At 54.5% G+C, this 24,622-nt stretch carries 23 protein-coding genes, 1 tRNA gene, 1 pseudogene and 1 riboswitch; of the genes and pseudogenes, 12 read left to right on the top strand and 13 right to left on the bottom strand.

From position 1 onward, the window contains the following. Positions 1 to 28: 28 nt before the first annotated feature. The 5 genes from QRX41_RS00730 to QRX41_RS00710 form a co-directional block, all read right to left on the bottom strand. Positions 29 to 1,438 carry an NAD(P)(+) transhydrogenase (Re/Si-specific) subunit beta gene (locus QRX41_RS00730; protein ID WP_313838094.1) on the bottom strand — a complete coding sequence of 470 codons (1,410 nt, stop codon included), beginning with the start codon at positions 1,436 to 1,438 and terminating at the stop codon, positions 29 to 31. Continuing rightward, positions 1,435 to 1,803, bottom strand: coding sequence for an NAD(P) transhydrogenase subunit alpha (locus tag QRX41_RS00725; protein WP_313838092.1), 369 nt, complete (start codon positions 1,801 to 1,803; stop codon positions 1,435 to 1,437). The genes QRX41_RS00730 and QRX41_RS00725 overlap by 4 nt, the downstream gene beginning before the upstream one ends. Next, positions 1,800 to 2,990 (bottom strand): NAD(P) transhydrogenase subunit alpha, encoded by a 1,191-nt coding sequence (locus QRX41_RS00720; protein ID WP_313838090.1) that lies wholly within the window; start codon positions 2,988 to 2,990, stop codon positions 1,800 to 1,802. Before QRX41_RS00720 ends, QRX41_RS00725 begins: the two co-directional genes overlap by 4 nt. Positions 2,991 to 3,547: 557 nt before the next feature. After that, on the bottom strand, positions 3,548 to 4,420 hold the full coding sequence (locus tag QRX41_RS00715; RefSeq protein WP_313838088.1) for a hypothetical protein: 873 nt from the start codon (positions 4,418 to 4,420) through the stop codon (positions 3,548 to 3,550). A gap of 296 nt (positions 4,421 to 4,716) precedes the next feature. Then, positions 4,717 to 4,968, bottom strand: a complete 252-nt coding sequence (locus QRX41_RS00710; protein ID WP_313838087.1) for an ACT domain-containing protein — start codon at positions 4,966 to 4,968, stop codon at positions 4,717 to 4,719. A 427-nt stretch (positions 4,969 to 5,395) separates the two neighbouring features. Further along, positions 5,396 to 5,456, bottom strand: a riboswitch (guanidine-III (ykkC-III) riboswitch). Positions 5,457 to 5,602: 146 nt separating this feature from the next. Between QRX41_RS00710 and QRX41_RS00705 the strand changes: the two genes are divergently transcribed. Further along, positions 5,603 to 6,454 carry an aldo/keto reductase gene (locus QRX41_RS00705; RefSeq protein WP_313838085.1) on the top strand — a complete coding sequence of 284 codons (852 nt, stop codon included), beginning with the start codon at positions 5,603 to 5,605 and terminating at the stop codon, positions 6,452 to 6,454. A 111-nt stretch (positions 6,455 to 6,565) separates the two neighbouring features. On the opposite strand, the gene QRX41_RS00700 is transcribed toward QRX41_RS00705, so the two are convergent. Then, positions 6,566 to 7,120 carry an NAD(P)H-dependent oxidoreductase gene (locus tag QRX41_RS00700; RefSeq protein ID WP_313838083.1) on the bottom strand — a complete coding sequence of 185 codons (555 nt, stop codon included), beginning with the start codon at positions 7,118 to 7,120 and terminating at the stop codon, positions 6,566 to 6,568. A gap of 13 nt (positions 7,121 to 7,133) precedes the next feature. Beyond that, the gene (locus QRX41_RS00695; protein WP_313838081.1) at positions 7,134 to 7,460 is read right to left on the bottom strand and encodes a carboxymuconolactone decarboxylase family protein; all 327 of its coding nucleotides are present in this window, start codon (positions 7,458 to 7,460) and stop codon (positions 7,134 to 7,136) included. A 319-nt stretch (positions 7,461 to 7,779) separates the two neighbouring features. Between QRX41_RS00695 and QRX41_RS00690 the strand changes: the two genes are divergently transcribed. Further along, entirely contained in the window at positions 7,780 to 8,148 is a 369-nt protein-coding gene (locus QRX41_RS00690; protein ID WP_313838079.1) for a VOC family protein, read from the top strand. 115 nt (positions 8,149 to 8,263) lie between these two features. Here QRX41_RS00690 and QRX41_RS00685 read toward each other — a convergent pair whose 3' ends face one another. Further along, positions 8,264 to 9,184 (bottom strand): LysR family transcriptional regulator, encoded by a 921-nt coding sequence (locus tag QRX41_RS00685; protein ID WP_313838077.1) that lies wholly within the window; start codon positions 9,182 to 9,184, stop codon positions 8,264 to 8,266. Positions 9,185 to 9,458: 274 nt separating this feature from the next. Between QRX41_RS00685 and QRX41_RS00675 the strand changes: the two are divergent. Both QRX41_RS00675 and QRX41_RS00670 read left to right on the top strand, forming a co-directional pair. Further along, positions 9,459 to 10,435 (top strand): annotated as a pseudogene (locus QRX41_RS00675) (DUF3737 family protein). Positions 10,436 to 10,470: 35 nt separating this feature from the next. After that, entirely contained in the window at positions 10,471 to 11,187 is a 717-nt protein-coding gene (locus QRX41_RS00670) for a LysE family transporter (RefSeq protein WP_313838074.1), read from the top strand. A gap of 664 nt (positions 11,188 to 11,851) precedes the next feature. On the opposite strand, the gene QRX41_RS00665 is transcribed toward QRX41_RS00670, so the two are convergent. Together QRX41_RS00665 and QRX41_RS00660 are read right to left on the bottom strand one after the other, a co-directional pair. Continuing rightward, a complete protein-coding gene (locus QRX41_RS00665; RefSeq protein ID WP_313838072.1) occupies positions 11,852 to 12,517 on the bottom strand; it encodes a DUF1643 domain-containing protein in 666 nt (221 codons plus the stop codon). A gap of 796 nt (positions 12,518 to 13,313) precedes the next feature. Further along, the gene (locus tag QRX41_RS00660) at positions 13,314 to 14,027 is read right to left on the bottom strand and encodes a zinc ribbon domain-containing protein (protein WP_313838070.1); all 714 of its coding nucleotides are present in this window, start codon (positions 14,025 to 14,027) and stop codon (positions 13,314 to 13,316) included. A gap of 301 nt (positions 14,028 to 14,328) precedes the next feature. Between QRX41_RS00660 and QRX41_RS08445 the strand changes: the two genes are divergently transcribed. Beyond that, positions 14,329 to 14,490: a Na+ dependent nucleoside transporter N-terminal domain-containing protein gene (locus QRX41_RS08445; RefSeq protein WP_396176782.1), complete on the top strand. Its 162-nt coding sequence runs from the start codon at positions 14,329 to 14,331 to the stop codon at positions 14,488 to 14,490. Between the two features lie 948 nt (positions 14,491 to 15,438). On the opposite strand, the gene QRX41_RS00655 is transcribed toward QRX41_RS08445, so the two are convergent. The 3 genes from QRX41_RS00655 to QRX41_RS00645 form a co-directional block, all read right to left on the bottom strand. Continuing rightward, positions 15,439 to 15,514, bottom strand: a tRNA-His gene (locus tag QRX41_RS00655). A 592-nt stretch (positions 15,515 to 16,106) separates the two neighbouring features. Beyond that, positions 16,107 to 16,658: a DNA-deoxyinosine glycosylase gene (locus tag QRX41_RS00650; protein WP_313838069.1), complete on the bottom strand. Its 552-nt coding sequence runs from the start codon at positions 16,656 to 16,658 to the stop codon at positions 16,107 to 16,109. Next, the gene (locus tag QRX41_RS00645) at positions 16,655 to 17,653 is read right to left on the bottom strand and encodes a YwiC-like family protein (RefSeq protein ID WP_313838067.1); all 999 of its coding nucleotides are present in this window, start codon (positions 17,651 to 17,653) and stop codon (positions 16,655 to 16,657) included. The genes QRX41_RS00650 and QRX41_RS00645 overlap by 4 nt, the downstream gene beginning before the upstream one ends. Before the next feature lie 112 nt (positions 17,654 to 17,765). Between QRX41_RS00645 and QRX41_RS00640 the strand changes: the two genes are divergently transcribed. From QRX41_RS00640 to nusB, 7 genes are all read left to right on the top strand, one after another. Further along, positions 17,766 to 18,134 carry a DUF488 domain-containing protein gene (locus tag QRX41_RS00640; protein WP_313838065.1) on the top strand — a complete coding sequence of 123 codons (369 nt, stop codon included), beginning with the start codon at positions 17,766 to 17,768 and terminating at the stop codon, positions 18,132 to 18,134. A 540-nt stretch (positions 18,135 to 18,674) separates the two neighbouring features. Beyond that, the gene (gene rpsL, locus QRX41_RS00635) at positions 18,675 to 19,046 is read left to right on the top strand and encodes a 30S ribosomal protein S12 (protein ID WP_015022141.1); all 372 of its coding nucleotides are present in this window, start codon (positions 18,675 to 18,677) and stop codon (positions 19,044 to 19,046) included. Positions 19,047 to 19,049: 3 nt separating this feature from the next. Continuing rightward, positions 19,050 to 19,520: a 30S ribosomal protein S7 gene (gene rpsG, locus QRX41_RS00630; RefSeq protein WP_015022140.1), complete on the top strand. Its 471-nt coding sequence runs from the start codon at positions 19,050 to 19,052 to the stop codon at positions 19,518 to 19,520. A gap of 26 nt (positions 19,521 to 19,546) precedes the next feature. Further along, a complete protein-coding gene (fusA, locus tag QRX41_RS00625) occupies positions 19,547 to 21,673 on the top strand; it encodes an elongation factor G (protein ID WP_045924656.1) in 2,127 nt (708 codons plus the stop codon). Positions 21,674 to 21,868: 195 nt separating this feature from the next. Continuing rightward, the gene (tuf, locus tag QRX41_RS00620) at positions 21,869 to 23,068 is read left to right on the top strand and encodes an elongation factor Tu (RefSeq protein ID WP_015022138.1); all 1,200 of its coding nucleotides are present in this window, start codon (positions 21,869 to 21,871) and stop codon (positions 23,066 to 23,068) included. A gap of 236 nt (positions 23,069 to 23,304) precedes the next feature. Next, positions 23,305 to 23,868 (top strand): elongation factor P, encoded by a 564-nt coding sequence (gene efp, locus QRX41_RS00615; protein ID WP_045924655.1) that lies wholly within the window; start codon positions 23,305 to 23,307, stop codon positions 23,866 to 23,868. Between the two features lie 22 nt (positions 23,869 to 23,890). Next, entirely contained in the window at positions 23,891 to 24,595 is a 705-nt protein-coding gene (gene nusB / locus QRX41_RS08440; RefSeq protein ID WP_045924654.1) for a transcription antitermination factor NusB, read from the top strand. The last annotated feature ends 27 nt before the right edge of the window (positions 24,596 to 24,622 follow it).

The raw sequence follows: 24,622 nt of genomic DNA, 5'->3' as shown, positions 1-24,622 counted from the left end.
GAGCCACGGTACTCACTACAGCATATGCTCAGGCGATGAGTTCCTTGACGGAGGCAATGATCGCTTGCAGGCTGGCCTTGGCATCATTGAAGAGCATCTGCGTGTTCGGGTTGAAGTAGAGCTCGTTCTCGATGCCGGCGTACCCCTTGCCCCTGCCTCTCTTGAGGACGACAACATGCTGGGCCTTGTCAACATCCAGAATGGGCATGCCGGATACCGCGGTCCCCGGTCGGCGGGCTGCCGGGTTGGTCACGTCATTGGCGCCGACAACCAGGGCGACGTTGGCTGAGGGGAACTGGGGATTGATGTCGTCGAGGTCGATCAATTCCTCATAGGGGACGTTGGCCTCGGCCAAGAGGACGTTCATATGTCCGGGCATGCGGCCGGCCACCGGATGGATGGCATAGGAGACCTCCACGCCGCGGCCCTTCAGCAGTTCGCCCAGGTCGGCCAGTTCGCGCTGGGCCTGGGCCTGTGCCAGACCGAAGCCGGGGACGAAGATGACCTTGTCGGCATAGACCAGCTGGACGGCCACATCGTCGGGTGTAGTCTCTTTCATGGTCCCCTGGGCACTTTGATCCTGGCTGGCGCTGACAGAGGAGCCGCCGAACCCTCCGGCCAACACGCTCAGGAGCGGCCTGTTCATGGCCTGGGCCATCAGGACGGATAGAGTGGCCCCTGCTGCGCCTACCAGAGCGCCTGCCACGATCAGAGCGACGTTGTCGATGGCCAGGCCATTCATGGCCACAGCTGTGCCGGTGCAGGCGTTCAAGACGGAGATGACCACGGGCATGTCGGCGCCCCCGATGGGGATGACGAAGACCAGTCCGTAGCCCAGGGCGAAAATAGCCGTCAGGAGGGCCCATAGGGTCCGATTGCCCGGATTCAGGCAGAGCATGACCAGACTGAGAACCGTCAACAGGGCGAAGAGCACATTCCAGACAGCCTTGGCCGGCAGCTTCAGGTTTTTGATCATGCTGATGCCCTGGAGTTTGCCGGCAGCTATCAGGGAGCCGGTGAAGGTGATGGAACCGATGACCACGCCCAGGCCGGCGGTGATCAGCACCACCAGAGTCGGGGCGCCCTCGGAAGTCAGTATGTCGTTCAGGGCGACCAGGGCTGCAGCGCCGCCGCCGACCGTGTTGAAGACGGAAACCAGCTGAGGCATGTCCGTCATTTTGACCTTCCTGGCCGAGTAGACCCCCGCTGCCGATCCGATCAGGATGCCGAGCACGAGCAGAATGATGGCCAGGGAGGAGTTGAAGCCGGTGGCGAACAGATGGATGAAGGCCATGGCTACGGCGATGACCATGCCCGCTGCAGAGATCCTGTTGCCCGTACGGGCCGTCTTGGGGGAGTTCATGTAGTGCAGGCCCATGACGAACATGACCGAGGAAAGGAGATAGACGAACCAGGTAATGATATCGAGGGTATTCACTTGTCGGCTCCCTGGTCCTTAGCGCTCTCGGTCGTGAGGGACGAAGCCTGTTCGTCCTTTCTGGCCTTATCCTTTCCCTTGTCGGGTTTGGAGGACTTGAACATCTCCAGCATCCTGTCGGTCACCACGTAGCCGCCTACCACATTCATGGCGCCGAGGACGGCAGCCAGGAATATGAGTACATAGGAAAGCGGGGAATGGGCCTCCGCCGCGATGATGACCACTCCGACGATCACAATGCCATGAATGGAGTTGGCGCCTGACATGAGCGGTGTGTGAAGCGTGGCCGGAACCTTGCCGATCACCTCCACGCCGATCAGCAGGGCCAGAATGAAAAGCGTAATTGCTATGACCACAGAATTCATTGCTCTTGACCTTTCTCTTCGGCCTTTTCGTCACCTGGAGCATCCGCGCTTTCGCCTGTGTCGGATTCGGCTGCTCCTGTTGCCACCAGTGCCTGATCAATCTCGTCGTCCGCTTTGATGCTGAGCGCGCCATCACGAAGGAAATGCACCAGCACGTCCGCCACATTTCTGGACAGCAGGTTGGATGCCGTCGTGGGTACGCCGCTGGCCAGATATGGTGCTCCGATCATGATGACCCCCTTGTCGGTGGTCCTGGTTCCCACCTGTGATCCCTCGACGTTGCCGCCCAGGTCACTGGCAGCGCAGTCCACGACCACAGCCCCGGGATGCAGGTTTGCCACACCCTTGGCGCTCAGGAGGCGAGGAGGCTTTCCACCAGGAACCTTGGCCGTGGTGATGACCACATCGAAGCCTGCCGCTTTGGCATCCACCGCAGCCTGCTGCTGGGCCTGTTCCTGGTCGGTCAGCTGCCGTGCATAGCCGCCCTGGCCCTGTCCCTTGGAGAAGTCCAGCCTCAAGTCGAGGAACTTGGCTCCCAAGGATTCCACCTCCTGCCTGGAAGCGGGCCTGACATCATAGGCAGTAACCACGGCTCCCAGACGTTTTGCGGTCCCGATGGCCTGCAGGCCTGCAATCCCCGCGCCCAGGACCAGGACCTTGGCTGGTCGGATGGTCCCCGCCGCAGTGGTCATCATGGGGAAGAAGGATCCATAGGCATCGGCAGCCACCAGAGCCGCCTTGTATCCCATGACCGAGTTCTGCGAGGTCATCTCATCCATGGACTGGGCCGAGCTGAGCTGTCGGGGGAGCCGCTCCATGGCGATTCCCGTAAGCCCGGCCGCTTCCAGGGATTTGATGTAGTCCCTGTCGCTTAAGGACCCCAGCATGCCGATGATCCATGTTCCGGCTGGAATTCTCTTCAGCAAGGAGCTATCCGGTCTGTTGACGAAACCCAGGACTTCTGATTTGGATAGGACTGTATCCCTGTCGGTGACTGTGGCTCCCGTCCGCTGGTAGTCCTCATCCCGGAAGCCGGCTCGAGCCCCGGCCCCGGACTCCAATAGGCAGGTGATGCCTTGCTTGGTCAGCCGGGTCGCGATGTCTGGCGTTAGGGCCACACGAGACTCTTCCTCGTTTGTCTCTTTGAGGACCCCGAAGGTTACGGGAGATTGTTCTGGTCCACTCATGTCTTTCCTTTTTCAAACACAACTGTGTGTGAGCAATTGCACCATTGATTCTAGTTGCTGCACCCTGCTGTTGGGAGGTTAGTGCAGCCTGTATGTGCTTGCGCTTTATAAGTATCAGTCGAGAAGGGACCGAGCTCAAGGTATTTTCCGAATGCGGACGAGAAATAGAAGGAGTATGAAGCTGTGCCTACATAGTTGCACCCGCGCGACCTATGCAATGTCTGTAAAGTTGTAACGTCCGAAAAATGGGCTCACGGTTTTGTCACCGAATTTTTTGGGCGCCGGTCGGCGTAGCACATGGCATCGTAGCCTCTGTCCATCCGACAGTTTCCAGCTATGACCAGCTACGGTATGTGGGTTGATCATGCAAGGGTGCCGCGCATCTTCAAGAATGATACGTGGCACCCTGAGACGCAAAATCTCAGTGAGCACGAGACCTTGGCGAACAGAACAGCTAGGCGAGCTATTTGTTCGTCTGCTGTGGCGGTCTCACATTGACAGTCAGTCTGCCCTTCTGGACTTGTGTGTCGTCTCTGATCTATGTGCGCTGTGGCGCCTTATTCATTTCCCTCGTGCTTGTCGTTTGCCGCGGAATCCTTGGGCTTGGACTGCAGGGGATTGTGATGGTAGATAAGGGCGAAGGCAGCCAGGGTCTCGATCATGCTGGCGATGATCCAGGTGATCACGATGGCGTTCTGGTGTTTGCCGACTGTTCCCATTCGGGTGAAGATGAAGACATCCATGATGAAGGTCTGCAGCACCAGAAGGACCGTCGCCACGACTACCGTCCTGGTATGCCTGTCCGCCTCAGTTCCCTCTCCTTCTGGTTTGCCAGGAGACTTGAAGCTGGCATAGGAGAGGAGCCAGATGCCAATTCCGAAGAGGACGGCGGCAAGAGGCAGTGAGAAGAAGATCGGCATGGTGCTCAGGCTGAGCCCCAAAGCTGCGACCAGGACTGCCGATGCCAGGCCCAGATAGAAGGAATCATGGTTTTTGGCCTTGGGTGGTTTGGCAGGTTGGCTTTCCTTAGTCGGCTGGGATGGTTTCTCGACAGATACAGGCGCATCCTTTGCGGCAGTCTTATTGGGTTGGCTCGGCTTGTCGTCATGAGAGGGACCATCATGCTCTCTGTCTACGTGGCCGGCTTGTTCCTGTTTATTTCGTGCTTCAGGTCTGCCATGATCAGTGTCCTTGCTGGATGAGTCCCTGCCTTCCTTCTCGCCTGTTTGTTCTGGTGCGGGCTTCGGCTTGGATGCATTTGCTGCTTGATTTTCTTTTCTGGCGTTCACAGTCTCCACCGGTTTTGGCATGCGGTTCTTGTCGTTCATGGTTGTTTGTTGGGAACTTTCACGTGTGTTGTCGCTCCGCGAGGAGTTGCCCTCATGCCTGCCTTGGTTCTTATTTGCACGTTCATTTCGATTGTTGCTCATCTGATCCTCCAGGCTTGTACTTCCCGTCACTTGTGGCAGGTCATCTGGCAGCCTGCCTATTTTCAGGAAGCAACCTCCGTTGAGGCCAGTTTATGTGTCATTCTCTCGTGAAAGTGTCATTGACTGGCACTAGGTCGGCATCATTTCGATATTGACCAAGTGCAGGTGAAGCACAGAGAGTTAGACGGGAGGTAGGGCCGGCAAAAGCGCAGGATTCGTTGCACTATATTCAACGAGGGAGGGTGCTGGTTTATGCATGAGCAGCATCGGCGGTCATGATTAATGTTGCTGATCAGTCAGATGATTGTATATCCTGACTTGTCGAGGGCATCCAGGACGGCAGGGAAGTCCTCGGCCTTGGTAAGGACATAGTCCGTGTTGTAGGTCGAGACGGCGAAAATGCCTATGCCCTTGTTTGCCAGAATGGTGGCGATGGGCGCCAGGATGCCGATGAGTGAAAAGTCGAGAATGCCTTGGATGCGGAAGGCCCGCCACCCGTCACTGCGCTCCAGGGTCTGGCTGGGAACCATGTCGGCTGTACAGGCCAATGAAGCCTCTTGGTCGGTTCGTCCTGTAAAAACAAAAGGTGAGTTCAGATCAATCTCTGTATAATCAGCAACTTTGCAGACAGTCAGTTCCGCTTCTATGGGTTGGATGCAGATACCCTGCCCTTGCCTTGTCGCTGAGCTGCAATTCTTGGTCGTGAATGAATCGCTTTTTAAATATGATCTGATGATGGCGTATAGCGCAACTAGGGCCCATACGCATTCAAGGGCAAAAAAGGCCCACCTCTGGTTAGCCAGAGCATCGACGGCCAGCAAACATGCGCCGATAAGGTTCAAAAACAAGATTGACCCGGCTGCCGCTGGGCAGGCCTAGCAGCATCATCGAAGCAAAGGCCATGAGGAGCAGCAGAAATCCAACAAGCTGAGTCATTAGGAACAAACCAACCACATCCTTCCACGAGTGACCTGTTGAGCATCGTCGTCGATCCGGGTACGGCGCGTCTCGTCCGGGGAAGGAATGCTTCCGAAAGATACTGTAGCATTACTGGCAGGGGTCGAAAGTCCGGTGTGCATCCCCATAAGCAGAGGATGAATATATAGCCAAAAGTGGTAGGCAATACTGTCTTCCTATGCTTTGTTAGATTGCAGGAGGGCATCACCAAGGAGACGATAGCGCATGGAAAAACTGCAGCTGAGCAATGGCTTTGAGCTTCCCATATTGGGATTCGGAGTCTACCAGATAGGTGATCTGGATGAATGCAGACGTGGTGTGGCATCGGCCCTCGATTGGGACTACCGCCTTATCGATACAGCTGCCTTCTATGGCAACGAGAGAGCAGTGGGGGATGCGCTGAGGGAATCTGCTATTCCTCGAGAGGAAGTGAGCCTTTCCTCAAAGGTCTGGATTCAGCAAAATGGTTACGAGGGGACGATGCAGTCCTTTGAAAAGACCCTGATCAACCTGCAGACGGACTACCTGGATCTGTACCTTATCCATATGCCTTATGGCGATTATCAGGGGTCGTGGAGAGCTATGGAAGACCTGTATGACCAAGGCCGCGTTCGTGCCATCGGAGTCTGCAATTTCCTGCCTGACCGGCTAATTGATTTGATCCTTTCCAGCAGAATCGCGCCTATGGTCAATCAGATTGAGCTGCATCCCTTCACTCAGCAGATCGCACTTCGAAAGGTCATGGACGAGCAGGGGGTTGCACCCATGGCCTGGGCGCCTCTGGCTAAAGGTCGTCGGGGAATTTTCGACAATCCTGTCCTCATGCGTATCGGCCAGCGCTACGGCAAGACATCGGCCCAGATAGTATTGCGCTGGCTGACCCAGCAGGGGATATGCGCCATCCCGAAATCCGCGCATGAGGAACGGATTCGCGAGAACCACAATATTGCAGATTTCAGTCTTGATGATGACGATATGCATGACATCAGAGCCATGGATACAGGAGGTCGCCTATTTCTTAATGTGGATACGCCTGAGGAGACCACACGTCTGCATGGGTTATCTTATACACAGTGACTGAGGTCCGCTGAGCTGATAAGACGAGGGCGCCCGCACTTTAAGATTCCTGTGTGGATGCCCTCGTCTTGATATTAGGGATTCTTGCTGAGGCTCTTCATGCGCCTGCGCCTATTGTGCCGGCCAGTCGCCTTGCAGACAGCTCGAGTAATCTTTGGCTGCCTTTTCCAGGCTCTGATCGCTCATACCTGAGCTAACGCCGGTCAGAATAAAGGGCTTCCGATAGACGGTTCCAATGAGATTGCTGGTAGCTTTGAACGGAGCCAGGAGCTCGTCCACCGTATAGCCGAATTCGCCCTCATGGTGATAGTTCTCTCCGGCAGAGCCGACCGAGACGGCGAGCATGAGTTCCTTGCCTTTCAGGGCATCGCCGTGGGTACCGTAGGCCCATCCGTAGGTAAGTACCAGGTCTTCCCACTCCTTGAGCAGCGGAGGACAGCTGTACCAATACATGGGAAACTGCCATACCAGACGGTCGCAGCCTTTGACGAATGCTTGCTCACTAGGGATGTCGATCTGATTTGAGCGCAAGGCAGCATATTCGTCCCGGACCAGGATACCCTCATCCTCATGCCCCTTGGCTTCCCGCATCAGGCGGGCGTTGATCCGTGAGGCTTCCATATGGGGATGGAAGACCAGGACTGCCGTCTTGGCGTTTTGCTTCATGCCTTATTCTCCTTCAGTCATCATTTTGCCAGATTTGCTTGGCGCGGTTGAAAGCCGACCAGGCCTTCGGCCAGCCTGCGTAGAAGGCCAGATGGGTAATTTCGGCTGCTATCTCGTCCTTGGTGATGTCGTTCTTTTTCCCGATGTTCAGGTGAGCGTCGAGCTGTTCTGTGCTGCCCATGGCAATCAATGCGGCTATGGTGATCATGCTTCTGTCGTGCGCGGACAGTGCTTGTTCATCAGCCCAGACTTCACCGAATAGAACATCATCATTCAGAGCTGCGAACTGAGGCGCGAATTCGCCCAACTGCTCTCTTCCTGCTGTTTGTTTTGTGGCCATGATGTTCCCTTCCTCGCTGACTGTATGATCTCCCAAGACACAGGTTCGCTGCCGTCTTGGATGCGAACGGCAACAGTTTATGGCCCTCGAAACGGTATGTATAATGCCGTTTGCTTATATGTTGGTATTCGTTTTTTGCATGGGTGCGTTGCCGAGCTTTCATCCGATTGGTTTCTTCTTGACTGTGGCAGGAGTCTTGTCTGTTGTGACTATGGGTCGCCTTCTCTGCTGGCCCCAGTGCCAGTTTTTCGAATGCGCCCGCTTAGGCTGTCTTTTGGGTTACTAGGCGATGGGAGTTGAGCTCATGAGAATTATTGGTTTGGATCATCTGGTCATCACAGTGCGGGATGTCGATGCGATCTGCGCGTTTTACCATGATGTGCTGGGCATGCAGGTACAGACGTTCGGCGATGGGCGTTTGGCGCTGAAATTCGGGCAGCAGAAGATCAACATTCACGAGGCCGGCCACGAGATTGACCCCAAGGCGGACAAGCCTACGCCCGGCTCCGCTGATTTATGTTTGCTCGTGGAGGATTCGCTGGATGATGTGGTTGCCGCGCTTCATGAGCATCGTATCGACTATATGGGTCCGGTCAATCGGACTGGTGCGCAAGGGGCCATCACCTCGGTGTACGTCAGGGATCCCGATAGGAACCTGATCGAGCTTTCCAGATACGACCAGGACTGATATGGAATATGAACCGGATACGTCAGTACATGCACCCTCCCGGCTTAACGCTATGAGCCGGTAGTTCAATCAGTGCAGGCTGGATTTCGTGGTTCTGCTTACATCTCGAGTCGCATCATAGCGTTTTCCTGGCTTCTGTAGATTTGCAGGCGTTTTCTGTTCCAATCTGTCTTCGCAATATTTCCAGATACTGACTCGCCGCTGACGAAAAATGCCTATTGCTCTTCCAAACCAGGTTCACTCTTGTTCTAAGTTCAGGCACCAGAGGTTTGAAGACCAGATTTGAGCCCTCGGTCAGATTGATGATGCGGTCCAGGCAGAGCGCGTAGCCACATCCTTCGCTGACGAATAGTGACGCGTTGAAGAGCAGATTGTAGGTTCCTACAACATGCAGTTCGTGCTCTGAGAAGGAACTCCATCCGCTGAATTCTCTGTCGAACCTGACCTGCCGTGAGAGCAGAAGGGGTATCTGGCCAAGATCTTGCTGGCGTATGCCATCATGGCTGGCCAACGTGGAGTCCTTGCGCATGAGCAACCCCCATCTGTCGGCTGTAGGCAAGCTGATATAGGAGTATTTGGTGTTGTCCGAGGGCTCAAAAAGCAGGCCAAAATCCAGAAGCCCTGATTCCAATTGATCTGTTACGGCCTGACCATTGCCGCTGAAAATGTGGAACTTTACCTGAGGATATTGCTGCAGCATGCACTCTGCGGCCCTTGCCAGGAAGCGCACGGCTTCTGTTTCACCCGCGCCGATATAGACGTTGCCGTTGATTGGCTTGTCCATTCTTGTGAGCTCGGCCTCGGCACGGTCAGCCATGAGCACGATCTCGCGTGCCCGATCACGCAGCAGTTCCCCTGCTGGAGTCAGCGTAATTGTGCGGCTTCCGCGGTCAAAGAGCTTGTGTCCTAGGTGCTCTTCCAGATCTTTTATCTGCCTGGACAGGGATGGCTGGGATATGTTCAGGTACTCGGCTGCTCCAGTGATACTCCCCTCTTCAACGATGGACAGAAAATACCTCAGCACTCGTAAATTCAATCTGAGCCTCCAAGCGTTTCTTTTTTGACGAGATCATGATCAATAGCCTTGATTCTTTGCATGACGATTCCGCCTATGTCAAGCCGGCATCCATGGGCAAATTAAACGGCAGGTCCAATATCTCATCATATCTATTAGGCATGATTATACATTAGATATAGGTATTTGATATGAGTTATCCGATGGTGTTTACTATTTTTAGTTTCGGCACATGGGCGTCCTCGTCCTTGTGAATTTTTGTAATGGCTTGCTGCTTTGGCGAAAGGAACAGTGAATGACTTCCAGCTCATTTCAAATTAATTCAAATAAATCTGAATCTGGAGTTCAAATTGGGGGGAAGTCACCGATCTTAGGGATAAAAAGACCAAATGGCGTGGAAGCAGAGCCAGGCCCGCGTCCTAAAACCGTGCAAAAGCGATTGATAGGTGAACGCGCAGCTTTCTTCTGCAAACATCATGATTTCGACTCGGTCACTTTTGCGGATGGGGAATCCCCGCTCAAGCACGCCAGTGATATACATCTTAGCCAGAGCGGCTTTCAGTGGAAGTATCCGCTATGGTATTGCAAAGATATTTCCTTGAAGGATTGCACACTGTTCACCATGGCAGAGCTGGAATCTGGTATACGCAAAACATAAGCCTTGAGGACACCACTATTCAGGCCCCCAAAACTTTCAGGCGCTCCAGCGGCATAGCAATGAGGAACGTAACGATGCCTAATGCGGATGAGACGCTTTGGAATTGCCGCGACATCGATATGGAGCGCGTCAGCGCACAAGGCGATTATTTTGCCATGAACAGCCATGGTATCAGTGCACGCGATCTCAGTTTGGATGGCAACTATTCCTTTGATGGTGCCAGTGACATAAATATTAACCATGCTCGAATACTGTCCAAGGATGCTTTTTGGAACGCGGAGAATGTAACAGTGCGGAATTCAACCATCTCGGGGGAATACCTGGGTTGGAACTCTACAAACCTGACTTTTGAGAATTGTCAGATTGAAAGTTTGCAGGGCATGTGCTACATAGATAACCTTGTTCTGCGCAACTGCCGTCTGATCAACACAACCCTGGCTTTCGAGTATTCAAGTGTGGATGTGGATGCTAAAGGTTACATCGACAGCATACTCAATCCGCTGTCTGGAACCATTCGGGCGGATGGATTCGGCAAGATTACTTTAGAGCCTGAGCGAGTCGATCCCGAAAAAACCGCCATTGAAGACAATTCTGCTACTTCGCGTACGCGGTAATTGCGTCAGAACCTACTTTCTTATCAGGAGTAATAATGATCAGCTTGCTGACAGGTCTCGCGATTGGACTGGTTTTTGGTGTGCCTGTTGGAGCTGCGGGAATTATGAGCATGCAGAGAACCTTGTCTGCAGGGCCGGTAGCTGGTTTTATCACCGGCATGGGGTCATCCGTGGCAGCGTGCTTGTATAGTGCTCTTGGATTTTTGGGCCCCAGCTTGCTTTCTCAGACTTTCCTCAGTTATCAAAAGCCAATTGTATTTGCGGGAGCCATACTGGCTGCGGCAATCGGGGTCCTCAGACTTTACGACTTCCTTAGGCCGGAAAGGTCTGCTCAACGAGCTGATTGCAGGAAAAGCGATGCTCGCCCTTTAGCGAACGAAATAGCATCTCGTAGTTGTGAACGGCTTGTGTACCCGCAATCGCAGCTGTTCATGACACCTAATATTGATAACCGATATAATCTAACTTCTTTCGCTCTGGGGTTGGCTGTAGGTGTTACCAATCCAGTTTCAATGCTTGGACTGTTGCTCTCTCGCTCTATTCTCAACGCTGACTGGAATCAGAATTTTTCTTCGGGTATATGGATCATAGTTGGCATATTTACAGGGATGATGATTTGGTGGTTCCTCTTAACTGTCATGGTGGAGGTATTGCAAAAGAAGACACAGCCACGTATCGTAATTTGGTTCGATTTGGCTGGCAACTTGCTCCTGATCATATTTGGAATCTCGGTCTTCATCTTTAACTTGTGAACTGTGTTGCTCTTTAGGGGAGAAGGCGTCGCCCGATGTATCAATACCAATGTATCCCTTGTTGTTATCGATGTACTTCATATGAATATCCGCCTCACCCTTGGTCAGGAGAGAGTGAAGTAGGTTGACTAGAGATAGATTTTTATCGTATTTGACCGGTGTTTAGGAGCAACAAAAAAGAGTCCGGTTAATGAATTGCACAAAATAAGTCGTTCTGCATGTTTTTCATAATACCGCTTCAAAGAACTGGAAAGAGGGATTGACTGCCCTTATTTCTGTAGACACGATACCGTGCCTATAGAAATAAGGGCAGGAACTCTGTTTCTACTTCATCGAACCTAACCAACACGTATAAGTCATGGTCGTAAGCTTACAAGGTCCTATTTAATAGCTGTCCTCAGCCTGTAGGGCGAAAGGAGCGATTGCCTTAGTTGTATGTCAGGGACTTCGATTGCAAGCTAGTTCTGGTTTCCAGACGTGACCAGAACCAATCCTTGAGATGGGTTAGCCATATCAGCCGGCGGGGCTTTCTTGACTTACCGATGAACGGATACATGCGAATGATTGCCAAAATTCAACAAATTAAACTGGTGGTCTTGACTATCATTATTTACATTGCTCCGTATATAGACCAAGATATCTTTCTATTTTGAACACTCTGCAATTAAACAAGTTTAAATTTTTTCTTAAACTCTTTCATGAATTGTTGTGTTAAAACTTCGGCATCTTTTTCTGTAATCTGGCGCGATTCACTTGAATTATATTTATTTGCCAATGGATGAACAGGCTGTCCTTCAGCGGTCTCTCCAAGTACAAGAAGTCTATCTTTGCCGATTCTCTCTATGGTATTAATAGATCGATTGATGAAATCCGCAGAATGAGGATGATTCCCCCATGCACAGACTATCTTGTTATATCGGTTGGACTTAATCACTTGATCAAGTATTTCCTCATTCCTTGGGCCGACCATTTCGGCGATATTACGGTCTTCTCTGGTTTTCAGCTTTTTCTCGACGCTTCCTGGTTTGCGGGAACGGAAAGCATAAAGATTATAAAGAGCGATTCCGTGATAGCCCCAGAGCTTGGCTATTGAACTGCATTCGTTCGTTGTTCGATCAATAACGATATTGTCGGTAGTTGATGGATTGAACATAATGAAGCAGAGTAGTTTATCGTCTTGTCCCCAGATTCTTGTGAATTCATACCTGTATTTGTTTTTTGATCTTAAGCATTGTGAGTCATCTTCGATTTTATCATTTAGCTCTTTACTGAATACCACACGATCGGTGGTCGTCAATGCTATGAGATCGGTGGAATCTTTAAAGTCCATGCTCAGATCTTTCAGTTGTGTTGCGGTCTTACATTGTTATGGTTGTATATGTACGCCTGTATAGAGTAGATCTCTATGATTCCCTGTGCCCCCCCCCCCCCCTATTATAGCTAAGCTTGTTGTAGAAGAAAATTGAATGTCTAAAATCGAAGATCACCTAGCGATATCAATAATATATAAATCGGCTTAGCTGAACTCGTTGTTCAGCATGTGCTGTGTGCATGTTTATTATGCGATCGTAGTTAGGAATTCAACTGAAGCGTTGCTATAATAATTCACTCTGTTCTGTGCTGTTTTGTCTTTGCTTAACTGCGTATCTATGCTTCTGAGAGAAGGGATGTCCAAGCAAGATGTGATGGGTTAGGTTAGACCAGATACAACCTCTAACCACAAGAACTTCTATAGAGCTACCGTTTTCCTTAAGTATCAAGGTATCAGCATGTAACTTATTTAAAACATGAAGTTCATTTGCATCAATGACTCTACGTTACTGTGACATTAATCTGTGCCAGGGCAAACAAATCAGGCTCAAAGTCAGCGAAGATTAGGATGGAAAATCAGGCTGCTTAGCTTTAAGTATGCTTAAAAGCTATTATATATTATAGCGATTTGCCGCTTATGCGCCAACGTACTGTACGCGTTTACAGTAATAGATTCGACTTGTTGTGTCGGCTTCAAAATCTTCGCATACGATGAAACCGACATATAATCATGCCGTAGCTGAACTTGGTGGATTTGTCTGAGATGCCTTTAGCACGACAGGCATTCTTTTATATTCTTGTTCGGTTGGCGTATGCTATCCGAGTTCGGACAACAGCGTCGCATCCACAAGCCACCGATGGTCTGCATTGCGTGTGCAAACAACAAAAGGCTTCTTTTCCAGAACGGTTTTCTTTCTTGATCCGTCAGAATATGTGACGATTCTTGTTTTGGTCGGGCAGTTACGATAATGCAGAGATCCGCCACAACGTGGGCACGGTGTAGACTCGATCTTCACCAAGGAGATACGCTTTCCGATACCACTAATACCGAATCCGAACATGACAGGATAGGTTAATTCGCGCTTTGTTATCCTGCGAAGTGCAATAATTCCACTTAATAGAAGCACAACGATAGCTACTATCAAAAAATCGATTATATACCGGTTGTCCATAGTCCTGTCTGCAGGGTTACGCCAGTTTTGAAAGAAGCGATATCCCTTCGCCAGAAGATTACCGAAAGGTAAGAGGCCGATAACTCCCGTGATTGTGCCAATCCAGCCAAGGATTGATTGTGTGATGGGACTACGCCACACGGGAATGGCTTTTACAGTAGGGGCTGCTGCATCTTTTTTTAGATCGTTGATTACAATGGTCCCAGTATTACCTTGGATGAGATGTCCTATGATTCGATTGTCTCCGGATGCATTGATGATGTTCGATCCCGAAGATCCTTTTACAAGGTTTCCGCCGCATTCGGGGCAAAATTTGGAAGTGTCTGATATGTCTTTAAAACAAAACGGACAACGCAACCGTACCTACCTCTTCTCATCCGAGAATGGACTAATGACTTGCATCTTTGCTAACTTTATACTGGAGATCGTGCCACGATAAAGCAATATTGAGCTTAATGCATTTATCTTTATTTTAAGTGGATAGTCCCGGTTGCTTTCTTGAGAACCTTCTTTGTGGTTCATTTCACTTCTGTGTGTTTGAAAATTTTAGTCTTACTTATTGAGTTTGGAAAATCGTCTCACGGGTCGTCTTTGTTATTTAATTGGGTCAAGAAAAGCCAACCTGTTGATTGTGCTTTTTAATGTTTAGGCCAGCCGAATTGAACTCAAGGGCATATTCAGTAATAACAAATTTAGACTGCCGTGGTTTTATGTTCGTGTGCTATTAGGATTACAAGTTTTTCTATATCTTCTCATTAGTAGTTGGCCTGCTTCTGATGAACTTTTTCAGCTTGTCAATAATGGGGCAGAAGTCATCTAGGCCGGTTCTGTCAGGTCAAGTTCAAAGGCATATCGTTAGGCCCATATTTAAGTACTTGCTGACGAAATTGTAATCGTCGCTGAGAAGGTTTGCATCGGTGTTGAGTGGCACGGACATCCAGAATTACTAATATACGTGCGAAGCTACATCAACCATCAACCGCTCTAACTGATTTGACCGGTTAATCCCGCTTGGTTGTCGGCAAGGAACTGCAGAAGTTATCCAACCGTTTAACGCAGTTGCATGATGACAAAGGACGCCACAGAGATAAGTGTTAAAAGCCTGATAAGGTCGTAGAGTGAACGCGCCATACTCTGGAACGACTCACAATCATAAGGTTGCAGATAAGTTCAGCTGTCTTGCTTGTCAGGAAGTCGCTTGCTGTCATCAAAGTTGATACGATTTTTAAGAAACGGACAGCCTTTGAACTGCACAGAAGCAAAACTTGCCATCGGCAGCTCACTTGGGAATTTCGCCAGCCGGTTGGAGTAGATATACGTTGACGAAGTGTATACATCTGCAACATGGTGAGTTATCCAAGAAATGTATGAAATATGTCTGCGAGTGGCTATACCTAATAAGTGTCATCAAATATAGCCTTGGTATCCCGGTCAACGATAAATACCATCTGCAGCAATTGAGAGGGAGCACAGAACCGGGTAAAAGAGGGACAAACGACAGTTTCCACACTAATATCGGTAGTCATAAGACTGCAAGAGCTCGAGCGCTTGGCGGTCGTGTACTAGCAGATCAAAATCGATCTTGTCTTCATCTGATATGGGCCTACAGAGAAGACCATGAGGGAGATTGAGCGCAGGTACAGGGCTGGACGTTAATCTCGTTTTGCCAACTTTAGGTCACGCATGGGTCGCAAATCTTAGTGCCGGAGACCTTTTCTTGGGCATGGTTAAACCCCTGCCTCCTAAGCGGAAGTAGGGGGCTTTTGGATGGGGTGGCTAACGCGGCTCGAACGCGCGACCTCCTGAACCACAATCAGGTGCTCTACCAACTGAGCTATAGCCACCATGGTGAATCGACCCGCAAGGCGGATCAATGCAACAGATGAAACTATACACGATGGCATGACATGGCACGCCGGTGAAGCGTGACCCATATGGCAAAGGTTGTGCTCTGTCTTTGGGCTTTCAGTTCATGACCATCGCTTCTACATAAAACTCTCCAGCATAACCAGGGTCTGGTTATCGACTTGGAGTCCGGATCATTCAGCACTTGTGGCACGCTCTTTGATGACCAGAAGGACTTATGAGCCTCGCGCCAATCCATCCGCCTTTTATAACCTTCCCCTTCATTCAGGGCATGATGCCACGTGACCAAACCTGGCCGGGTTACCTCCACCGGGACATATCTAAGGAGGGCAACTGGCTGGTCATCTGAGTTCGCCAGAACTGTTCGTCGGTCGAAGCAGGGGAGTGGTTCATGATCATGGATGAACTTTGCCGCAGCCAGGTCGTAGCATTTTTTGTCCATCTAGAATTGCGGTTACCAGCTTATCGCGTTCTGTGCTAGGGAAGGCAAATTCTTTCTTGGGAAGGTTCTCAGCATCTTGGGCTTTGACTGCTGGTATTTGTCTATTAGCCACAGTCGAGGTGAGTGTCTTACATATGATGCTCTTCATCGTCGAGTGCTTTTCTTATAGGCTGGTAGGCCTTGATCAGATCGGTCAGACTCATAGCAGCGTTGGCGGGGCTGGTGGATGGCAGATTGATCATCGTTGGTCGATACCCCTTCTCCTGCAGGCTCGGCAGGCAGTACCGACGGTAAAGCTGGCCTGCCTTGCGTCCTGCAGTGAATATGGTGTCGATAGGCGCACGGTCCAGCAAACCGGCGATGTCGGTAGGCACGACATTGGTGATTGAAGCATCGGAGGCACCGTGGATGTCGCATTCTTGGATGACATCCCAGAGTGCTACGCGGTGTTTGAGCGCGAACCGGGCACGGACGGCCGGATCAGGCTCTGGAACACACTGGTCGAAGAGTGCGGCCAGCACGGGCCAGAAGCGGTTGCGCGGAAACATGTAGTAGAAGCCAGCCTCGCGCGAACTCGGGCTGGGTATGGATCCAAGGATCAGTACACGGGACCGTTCATCCCAAACAGGCCCGAACCCATGGGTGACGTGGGTGACATGCGTGGCCGAACCTGCAGTCATGCGCCGAGCAGGCCAGTCAGAGCTGTGGTCATCACGCTGGCTTGGGCGATCACGAGAATGAAGACCAGTAGGCTGGTTGCGCATTCAACCAGGCCCACATACAGAATGGGGATGCGGCGCCGACGGGAGATTGCGGGCAGCAGGGCCGCACGAACCAGCAGAACCAGGGCGGTCAACAGAGGCCACCATCCTGCGTTGCGCACCATGGCGATCCCGATCAGGCAGAGGGCCAGGTTCCAGGCCAGGGAAAGCAGGTAGCACCAGGTCTTGCCACGCTCGCGGATCATGGTCTTGACGAAGATGACCGAACCGAACTGGGTCACAGCGAAGACAGCTGCACTGACCACTCCGATCGATGGCAGGGCGGCGCTAGGGAAAAATCCGCTGGCGAAGCAGTCCACAGCAGGATTCGGTTGGCATCCGAAGTAGCCGGCGTTGGCGCCTTCCAGTCCTGGTCCTGGCTTCTGGAATCGTGACCCTAGGGAGACAGCGATCAGACAGAGCGTGCAGGCCGCGATCACGGCCACGGTGTCGTTCCACCAGGAGCGCTCTGCGCGCATCCAGGCGGCGGCAAAGTTCAGCACGCCCAGCACCAGGTAGAGCGGGGCCCATCGCAGGAGCCCGGGGGTGCTGACCAATAGGATCAGCCCGGTCACGGCCGTGAGCAGAGCGTATCCCAGAGCTGGCGGCGCAAATCTGGCAGCTCGGTGCGATACCATCCACCGTGAGCCGGTGAACTCAAAGCAGTAGCAGAAAGCCCAAGCGACCATGAGCAGCAGGCTCCTCCAGGTCGGGCCTCCGACCAGCAGCCCAGCCAAGCCCGGCATCAAGGCCATGGCCCAGCCGCCTATCTGATCGGGTATCCATAGGCGCCGCCACTGTCGTCCCTTGGATCCTGGTCCGGTCGGTTTTGCCGAATTGCGGGCTTGAGGGCTTGGTCTGCTGCCGTTTGATCCGGCCGCCTTGCCCTTGTCTGCGTCTGTAAGCATACTCATCAGCCTACGCCCCGGTATGGCAGTCGCTGCCTCTTCCGTAATGCCGATTCCGTCAATATCATGGTTCAAGGAGACATGAATCACTCGGGTCCCTGGTTTCAGGAGGCAGATGATGGGTCAGGTGGATATCAAGCGCGTATACGAGCAGGCCGCTGACGAGGACGGGATCCGCGTCCTGGTCGACAGGCTCTGGCCGCGCGGTGTCAGCAAGGAGCGGGCAGCCCTGTCCGGCTGGCTCAAAGACGTCGCTCCCAGTCCGGACCTGCGGCGCTGGTGGCACCATGATCCGGACCGTTTCGAGGATTTCGCCCGCCGCTACCGTACCGAGCTGGATGACAATCCCGCCTTGGGGGATCTGCTGAGCATTGTGCGCGAACACGATCGGACGACACTGGTCTATGCGGCCAAGGATCCGGCCGTCAACCATGCCCTAATTCTGCGCGACTACATTCGCCATGCTCTTGAGAAGGACAACAAGTAGACGGCCGGCCACCCACGAATCCCAGGGCATCCCCGCACGCTGATGCTTACGTGACCGAACGCAGGCATTGATGTTTCTGGCATCTCTATTTGCTGATACAGATATGCTATGTCTTTTCCGACACCTGTATATTAGGAAGCTGTTATAGGCGGGCGCCCGTTCCTTTATTGGAATCTGTGAGCGGTGCATGCAAAAGCCAGCCAAAGGTCTCTTGCAAGGGGCTTCCTATCGACGGTTCCGGCGCGGCATCACAGTGAGCAAAGCTCAGAGCATACTTCCGAGTGCTAGACGTGGCCGTGTCTGCCCCGGTGATATACTTTTCATCGTGTGTGCCGACAGCATGCCTTATGTTACAGGTGAGCTTGTCGGGATATCCCCGAATCCGAAGAATGCAGGCAGCAATGCCCGGCAGGAGGATCAGGGGCCATCGGGCCGGTGGACAGTGGCTGATCTCTCCTCCTGGGAGCGACTGCGGCTGCGGTGCGGCGGTCTCGCAGTGCAAACGAAGACAAGTTCATCGAAGGAATCGGAGAGAGTCAGTTGCCAACAATTGAACAGCTCGTCCGCAAAGGGCGCAAGGCCAAGCCTCGCAAGTCGAAGACTTTGGCACTCAAGGGCAGCCCGCTGCGTCGCGGCGTGTGCACCCGTGTCTACACCACCACCCCCAAGAAGCCGAATTCGGCTCTGCGGAAGGTTGCCCGTGTCCGGCTGAGCTCCGGCATCGAGGTTTCCGCCTACATCCCCGGCGAGGGCCACAACCTGCAGGAGCACTCCATCGTGCTGGTGCGCGGCGGGCGTGTCAAGGATCTGCCCGGCGTGCGCTACCACATCGTGCGCGGTGCGCTGGATACCCAGGGAGTCAAGGATCGCAAGCAGGGCCGTTCCCTGTACGGAGCAAAGAAGGCCAAGTAACACATGTCACGCAAAGGACCAGCTAAAAAGCACCAGCTCCTGCCCGATCCCATCTACGGTTCCACCGTGGTGGCCCAGCTGATCAACAAGATCCTGCTGGACGGCAAGAAGTCCATCGCTGAGAACATCGTCTACACTGCTCTGGAGCAGGTCAAGGAGAAGACCGACCAGGAGCCTGTGGCCGTGCTCAAGCGCGCCCTGGACAACATTCGTCCCAGCCTGGAGGTCCGCAGCCGTCGTGTCGGCGGCGCCACCTACCAGGTCCCCGTCGAGGTCAAGCCGAACCGCGCCAATACGCTCTCGTTGCGGTGGCTGACCGATTACAGCCGCGCCCGTCGTGAGAAGACCATGTCGGAGCGGCTGGCCAACGAGATCCTTGATGCCTCCAACGGCCTGGGTGCCGCGGTCAAGCGCCGTGAGGACACCCACAAGATGGCCGAGGCCAACAAGGCGTTCGCCCACTATCGCTGGTAATCCCAAGAGAGCGAGAACAAGGAATTATGGCACAAGACGTGCTCACGGACCTGACCAAGGTCCGCAACATCGGCATCATGGCCCACATCGATGCCGGCAAGACAACGACGACCGAGCGTATTCTCTACTACACCGGCGTCAACTACAAGATCGGCGAGACCCACGACGGCGCCTCCACCATGGACTGGATGGACCAGGAGAAGGAACGTGGCATCACGATCACCTCCGCCGCCATCACGGCCTTCTGGAACCGCCAGTCCCACGATCCTGAGGACCGCTACCAGATCAACATCATCGACACCCCCGGCCACGTGGACTTCACCGCCGAGGTGGAGCGCTCCCTGCGTGTGCTCGATGGCGCTGTGGCGGTGTTCGACGGCAAGGAGGGCGTGGAGCCCCAGTCCGAGACCGTCTGGCGTCAGGCCGACAAGTATGGCGTGCCCCGCATCTGCTTCATCAACAAGATGGACAAGCTGGGCGCCGACTTCTACTACTCGGTGGACACCATCAAGGACAAGCTGGGCGTCAAGCCGCTTGTCATGCAGCTGCCTATCGGCGCTGAGAGCGACTTCCACGGCGTGGTCGACCTGGTGCGCATGGTGGCCTACTACTGGAAGGACGAGGCCGACCTGGGCGCCAAGTACGAGACCATCGATATTCCCGATGATCTCAAGGACAAGGCCGAGCAGTACCACACCGAGCTGCTCGAGGCCGTGGCCGAGTCGGACGAGGACCTGCTTGAGAAGTACCTGGGCGGCGAGGAGATCTCCCAGCAGGAGATCCGCACCGCTGTGCGCAAGATGACCATCGAGCAGTCGGCCTTCCCGGTCTTCTGCGGATCCGCCTTCAAGGACAAGGGCGTGCAGCCCATGCTGGACGCGGTCGTGGACTACCTGCCCAGCCCCGAGGACGTGCCGGCCATCAAGGGCTACAAGATCGGCGACGAGTCCGTCGAGATCGACCGCAAGCCCACCGTGGACGAGCCCTTCTCGGCTCTGGCCTTCAAGGTGGCCACCCACCCCTTCTACGGCAAGCTGATCTACGTGCGTGTCTACTCCGGCAAGGTGGCCCAGGGCGAAACCGTTCTGGACTCCACCAAGGACAAGAAGGAGCGCGTCGGCAAGCTCTTCCAGATGCACTCCAACAAGGAGAATCCGGTCGACGAGGCCATCGCCGGCAATATCTACGCCTTCGTCGGGCTCAAGAACGTCACCACTGGTGACACCCTGTGCGACGAGAAGGCGCCGCTGGTGCTGGAATCCATGACCTTCCCCGATCCTGTGATCGAGGTGGCCGTGGAGCCCAAGACCAAGGCCGACCAGGAGAAGATGGGCATCGCCCTGCAGAAGCTCTCCGAGGAGGATCCCACCTTCCAGGTCAAGACCGACGAGGAGTCCGGCCAGACCCTGATCTCCGGCATGGGCGAGCTCCAGCTGGACATCCTGGTGGACCGCATGCGCCGCGAGTTCCATGTGGAGTGCAACGTGGGCAAGCCCCAGGTCGCCTACCGTGAGACCATCCGCAAGCCCGTCATGAACCAGGAGTACACCCACAAGAAGCAGACCGGTGGTTCCGGCCAGTTCGCCAAGGTGCTCATGAACTTCGAGCCCCTGGACACTTCCGAGGGCGAGTCCTACATCTTCGAGAACAAGGTCACCGGCGGCCACATCACCAAGGAGTTCATCCCCTCGGTCGATGCTGGCGTGCAGGAGGCCATGGAGTCCGGCGTGCTGGCAGGCTTCCCGGTCGTGGGCGTCAAGGCGACCCTGACCGATGGCCAGATCCACGAGGTCGACTCCTCGGAGATGGCCTTCAAGATCGCCGGCTCCATGTGCTTCAAGGAGGCCGCTCCCAAGGCCAAGCCCGTCATCCTCGAACCCATCATGGCTGTCGAGGTCCGTACTCCCGAGGAGTACATGGGCGACGTCATGGGCGACATCAACTCCCGCCGTGGCTCCATCCAGTCCATGACCGACGCCACCGGCGTCAAGGTCATCGACGCCAAGGTGCCCCTGTCGGAGATGTTCGGCTACATCGGCGACCTCCGGTCCAAGACCCAGGGGCGCGCCATGTTCACCATGCAGATGGACTCCTACGCTGAGGTTCCCAAGGCTGTCAGCGACGAGATCATCAAGGCCCAGCGAGGCGAGTAATGCCGGTCCGGTCCGCCGCCATGGCGGGCCGCCGCCAAAAGGCTCTTCTGTCACAAGTCGGCGTTACACTCTTGTAGCGCTGACTGGGCGGAGGGCAAAAGTGGCAAAGAACCCGATAACCCAGTAATATGTAGCGAGTGCTCTGTGCGTGGTTCGCGCAGGCAACCTACGAGACGTCCAGGAGGACAAAACACAATGGCAAAGGAAAAGTACGAGCGGACCAAGCCGCACGTTAACATTGGCACCATCGGCCACGTCGATCACGGCAAGACCACCCTGACCGCGGCCATCTCCAAGGTGCTGCATGAGGAGTACCCGGACGTCAACCCCGAGTACGATTTCGCCCAGATCGACGCTGCTCCTGAGGAGAAGGAGCGCGGCATCACCATCAACATCGCGCACATCGAGTACCAGACCGCCAAGCGCCATTACGCCCACGTGGACTGCCCCGGGCACGCCGACTTCGTCAAGAACATGATCACCGGCGCTGCTCAGATGGATGGCGCCATCCTGGTGGTCGCCGCCACCGACGGCCCCATGGCCCAGACTCGCGAGCACGTTCTGCTGGCCCGCCAGGTCGGCGTGCCGAAGATCCTGGTCGCCCTGAACAAGTGCGACATGGTCGACGACGAAGAGCTGATCGAGCTGGTCGAGGAGGAAGTCCGCGATCTGCTGGACGAGAACGGTTTCGACCGCGATTGCCCCGTCATCCGCACCTCCGCCTACGGCGCCCTGCATGACGATGCCCCTGACCACGACAAGTGGGTCCAGACCATCAAGGACCTCATGGATGCCGTCGACGACTACATCCCCACCCCGGTCCACGACCTGGACAAGCCCTTCCTGATGCCCATCGAGGATGTCTTCACCATCTCCGGCCGCGGCACCGTGGTGACCGGCCGTGTCGAGCGCGGCAAGCTGCCCGTGAACACCAACGTGGAGATCGTCGGCCTGCGCGACACCCAGTCCACCACCGTCACCTCCATCGAGACCTTCCACAAGCAGATGGACGAGGCCGAGGCTGGCGACAACACCGGTCTGCTGCTGCGCGGCATCGGCCGTGAGGACGTCGAGCGCGGCCAGGTCGTGGCTGCTCCCGGCACCGTGACCCCTCACCACAAGTTCGAGGGCGAGGTCTACGTGCTGACCAAGGACGAGGGCGGACGCCACTCGCCGTTCTTCTCCAACTACCGTCCGCAGTTCTACTTCCGGACCACCGACGTCACCGGCGTCATCACCCTGCCCGAGGGCGTGGAGATGGTTCAGCCCGGCGATCACGCCACCTTCTCCGTCGAGCTGATCCAGCCCGTCGCCATGGAGGAGGGCCTGACCTTCGCTGTTCGTGAAGGCGGCCACACGGTCGGCTCAGGTCGAGTCACCAAGATCATCGAGTAGGATTGCCTGTCGCTTGTCGACGCGATCCAATGACGGGGCCCGGAATCCATCATGCGATTCCGGGCCCTGCCCATATCCGGCCAGATTCGCCACTGGGCCGAGTGCGGTGTTCATGCGCCGTGGCATAATAGGCGAGGATTTATTGCGAGCGGGCCGGATCCTGTGTGGCCCGGTGCTTTCGGCAGATGGCCAGGAGCCCTCCGAAGGAACGTTCATCAGAATGAGGTGGTATCAAGGTGGCACAGACTTCCAACGACATCAAGAACGGATCGGTCATCAACCTGGACGGCAAGCTTTGGACCGTCATCAAGTTCCAGCACGTCAAGCCGGGCAAGGGGCCGGCCTTCGTGCGCACGACCATCAAGGACGTCCTCTCAGGCAAGATCGTGGACCGCACCTTCAACGCCGGCATGAAGATGGACTTCGAGACCGTCGACAACCGGACCATGCAGTACTCCTATCGGGACGGCGACTCCTTTGTCTTCATGGACATGAACACCTACGAACAGGTCAACATTCCCGAGACCCTGGTTGGCGATCAGGAACGCTTCCTGCTTGAGGGCACCGACTGCATCATCAGCTTCCATGATGGCAACCCCCTATCAGTGGAGCTGCCTGCATCAGTTGTGCTGACCGTAACTGCAACCGAACCGGGCGTCCAGGGCAACCGCTCCAACGCCGGCACGAAGCCTGCCACTGTGGAGACCGGGGCGGAGATCCAGGTGCCCCTCTTCGTGGGCGAGGGCGAGAAGGTCAAGGTGGACACCCGCGACGGCTCCTACCTGGGCCGCGAGAACTGAGCAAGGCGGAAACCACACATCCATGGCACGTTCCACAGCCCGCAAGCGGGCCTTGAACACCCTGTATGAGGCCGATGAGAAGAGCCAGGATTTTCTCTCCCTGCTGGAGGAGCGCAAGGCTCGGCCGGGGGCGCAGACACCACTGCCTGCTTATGCGGTGACCATCGTTGAGGGTGTGGCAGAGCACCGTCGAGATATCGATGAGGCTCTGCAGGCCCATTCCACCCGATGGCCGCTGAGCCGCATGCATGCCATTGACCGCAATATTCTGCGTATTGCCGCCTGGGAGATGCTCTACAACTCCGAGGTTCCAGACAAGGTGGCCATTGATGAGGCCCTGTCCCTGGCCAAGACCCTGTCGGATGCTGATGCCCCCGCCTTCATTCACGGCGTTCTGAGTGCTCTGGAGCAGGAGAAGAATGACCATCAAGCTCGTCGTGAGCAAGCCGGTAGGATCGCTGCCCTGGCTGATGCAGAAGCCGATGTGGACGTTTCGGATGATGAATCCGATAAGGCAAAAGCAAGGGTCGCAGCCTCCGAGCATGTCTGCTCTGAAGATGCTCATGCTGACAGCGATTCGGAATCGGCCGCGATTGGACCCGAAGAGGGAGATTCCGATCAGGTCCCTGACCATACGCTCGACCAGTCCGCCCCCAGTCTGGACCAGCTGAAACTGACCTTGCCCGAGGAACTGACCCCCGATGCGGATCGTCCTTCGAGCAACTGAACGATGATCCCAATAAAGGCCGACCGA

The sequence above is a fragment of the Bifidobacterium kimbladii genome (assembly GCF_032193675.1).
GTDB lineage: Bacteria > Actinomycetota > Actinomycetes > Actinomycetales > Bifidobacteriaceae > Bombiscardovia > Bombiscardovia kimbladii.
This window is presented reverse-complemented; position numbering and strand designations above follow the sequence as displayed.

What these genes read in the sequence shown, in the direction of transcription:
- QRX41_RS00725 (WP_313838092.1), bottom strand. Translation starts at nt 1,803, where the DNA reads ATGAATTCTGTGGTCATAGCAATTACGCTTTTCATTCTGGCCCTGCTG.
- QRX41_RS00720 (WP_313838090.1), bottom strand. Translation starts at nt 2,990, where the DNA reads ATGAGTGGACCAGAACAATCTCCCGTAACCTTCGGGGTCCTCAAAGAG.
- QRX41_RS00715 (WP_313838088.1), bottom strand. Translation starts at nt 4,420, where the DNA reads ATGAGCAACAATCGAAATGAACGTGCAAATAAGAACCAAGGCAGGCAT.
- QRX41_RS00705 (WP_313838085.1), top strand. Translation starts at nt 5,603, where the DNA reads ATGGAAAAACTGCAGCTGAGCAATGGCTTTGAGCTTCCCATATTGGGA.
- QRX41_RS00700 (WP_313838083.1), bottom strand. Translation starts at nt 7,120, where the DNA reads ATGAAGCAAAACGCCAAGACGGCAGTCCTGGTCTTCCATCCCCATATG.
- QRX41_RS00695 (WP_313838081.1), bottom strand. Translation starts at nt 7,460, where the DNA reads ATGGCCACAAAACAAACAGCAGGAAGAGAGCAGTTGGGCGAATTCGCG.
- QRX41_RS00670 (WP_313838074.1), top strand. Translation starts at nt 10,471, where the DNA reads ATGATCAGCTTGCTGACAGGTCTCGCGATTGGACTGGTTTTTGGTGTG.
- QRX41_RS00665 (WP_313838072.1), bottom strand. Translation starts at nt 12,517, where the DNA reads ATGGACTTTAAAGATTCCACCGATCTCATAGCATTGACGACCACCGAT.
- QRX41_RS00650 (WP_313838069.1), bottom strand. Translation starts at nt 16,658, where the DNA reads ATGACTGCAGGTTCGGCCACGCATGTCACCCACGTCACCCATGGGTTC.
- QRX41_RS00645 (WP_313838067.1), bottom strand. Translation starts at nt 17,653, where the DNA reads ATGAGTATGCTTACAGACGCAGACAAGGGCAAGGCGGCCGGATCAAAC.
- QRX41_RS00640 (WP_313838065.1), top strand. Translation starts at nt 17,766, where the DNA reads ATGGGTCAGGTGGATATCAAGCGCGTATACGAGCAGGCCGCTGACGAG.
- rpsG (WP_015022140.1), top strand. Translation starts at nt 19,050, where the DNA reads ATGTCACGCAAAGGACCAGCTAAAAAGCACCAGCTCCTGCCCGATCCC.
- fusA (WP_045924656.1), top strand. Translation starts at nt 19,547, where the DNA reads ATGGCACAAGACGTGCTCACGGACCTGACCAAGGTCCGCAACATCGGC.
- tuf (WP_015022138.1), top strand. Translation starts at nt 21,869, where the DNA reads ATGGCAAAGGAAAAGTACGAGCGGACCAAGCCGCACGTTAACATTGGC.
- nusB (WP_045924654.1), top strand. Translation starts at nt 23,891, where the DNA reads ATGGCACGTTCCACAGCCCGCAAGCGGGCCTTGAACACCCTGTATGAG.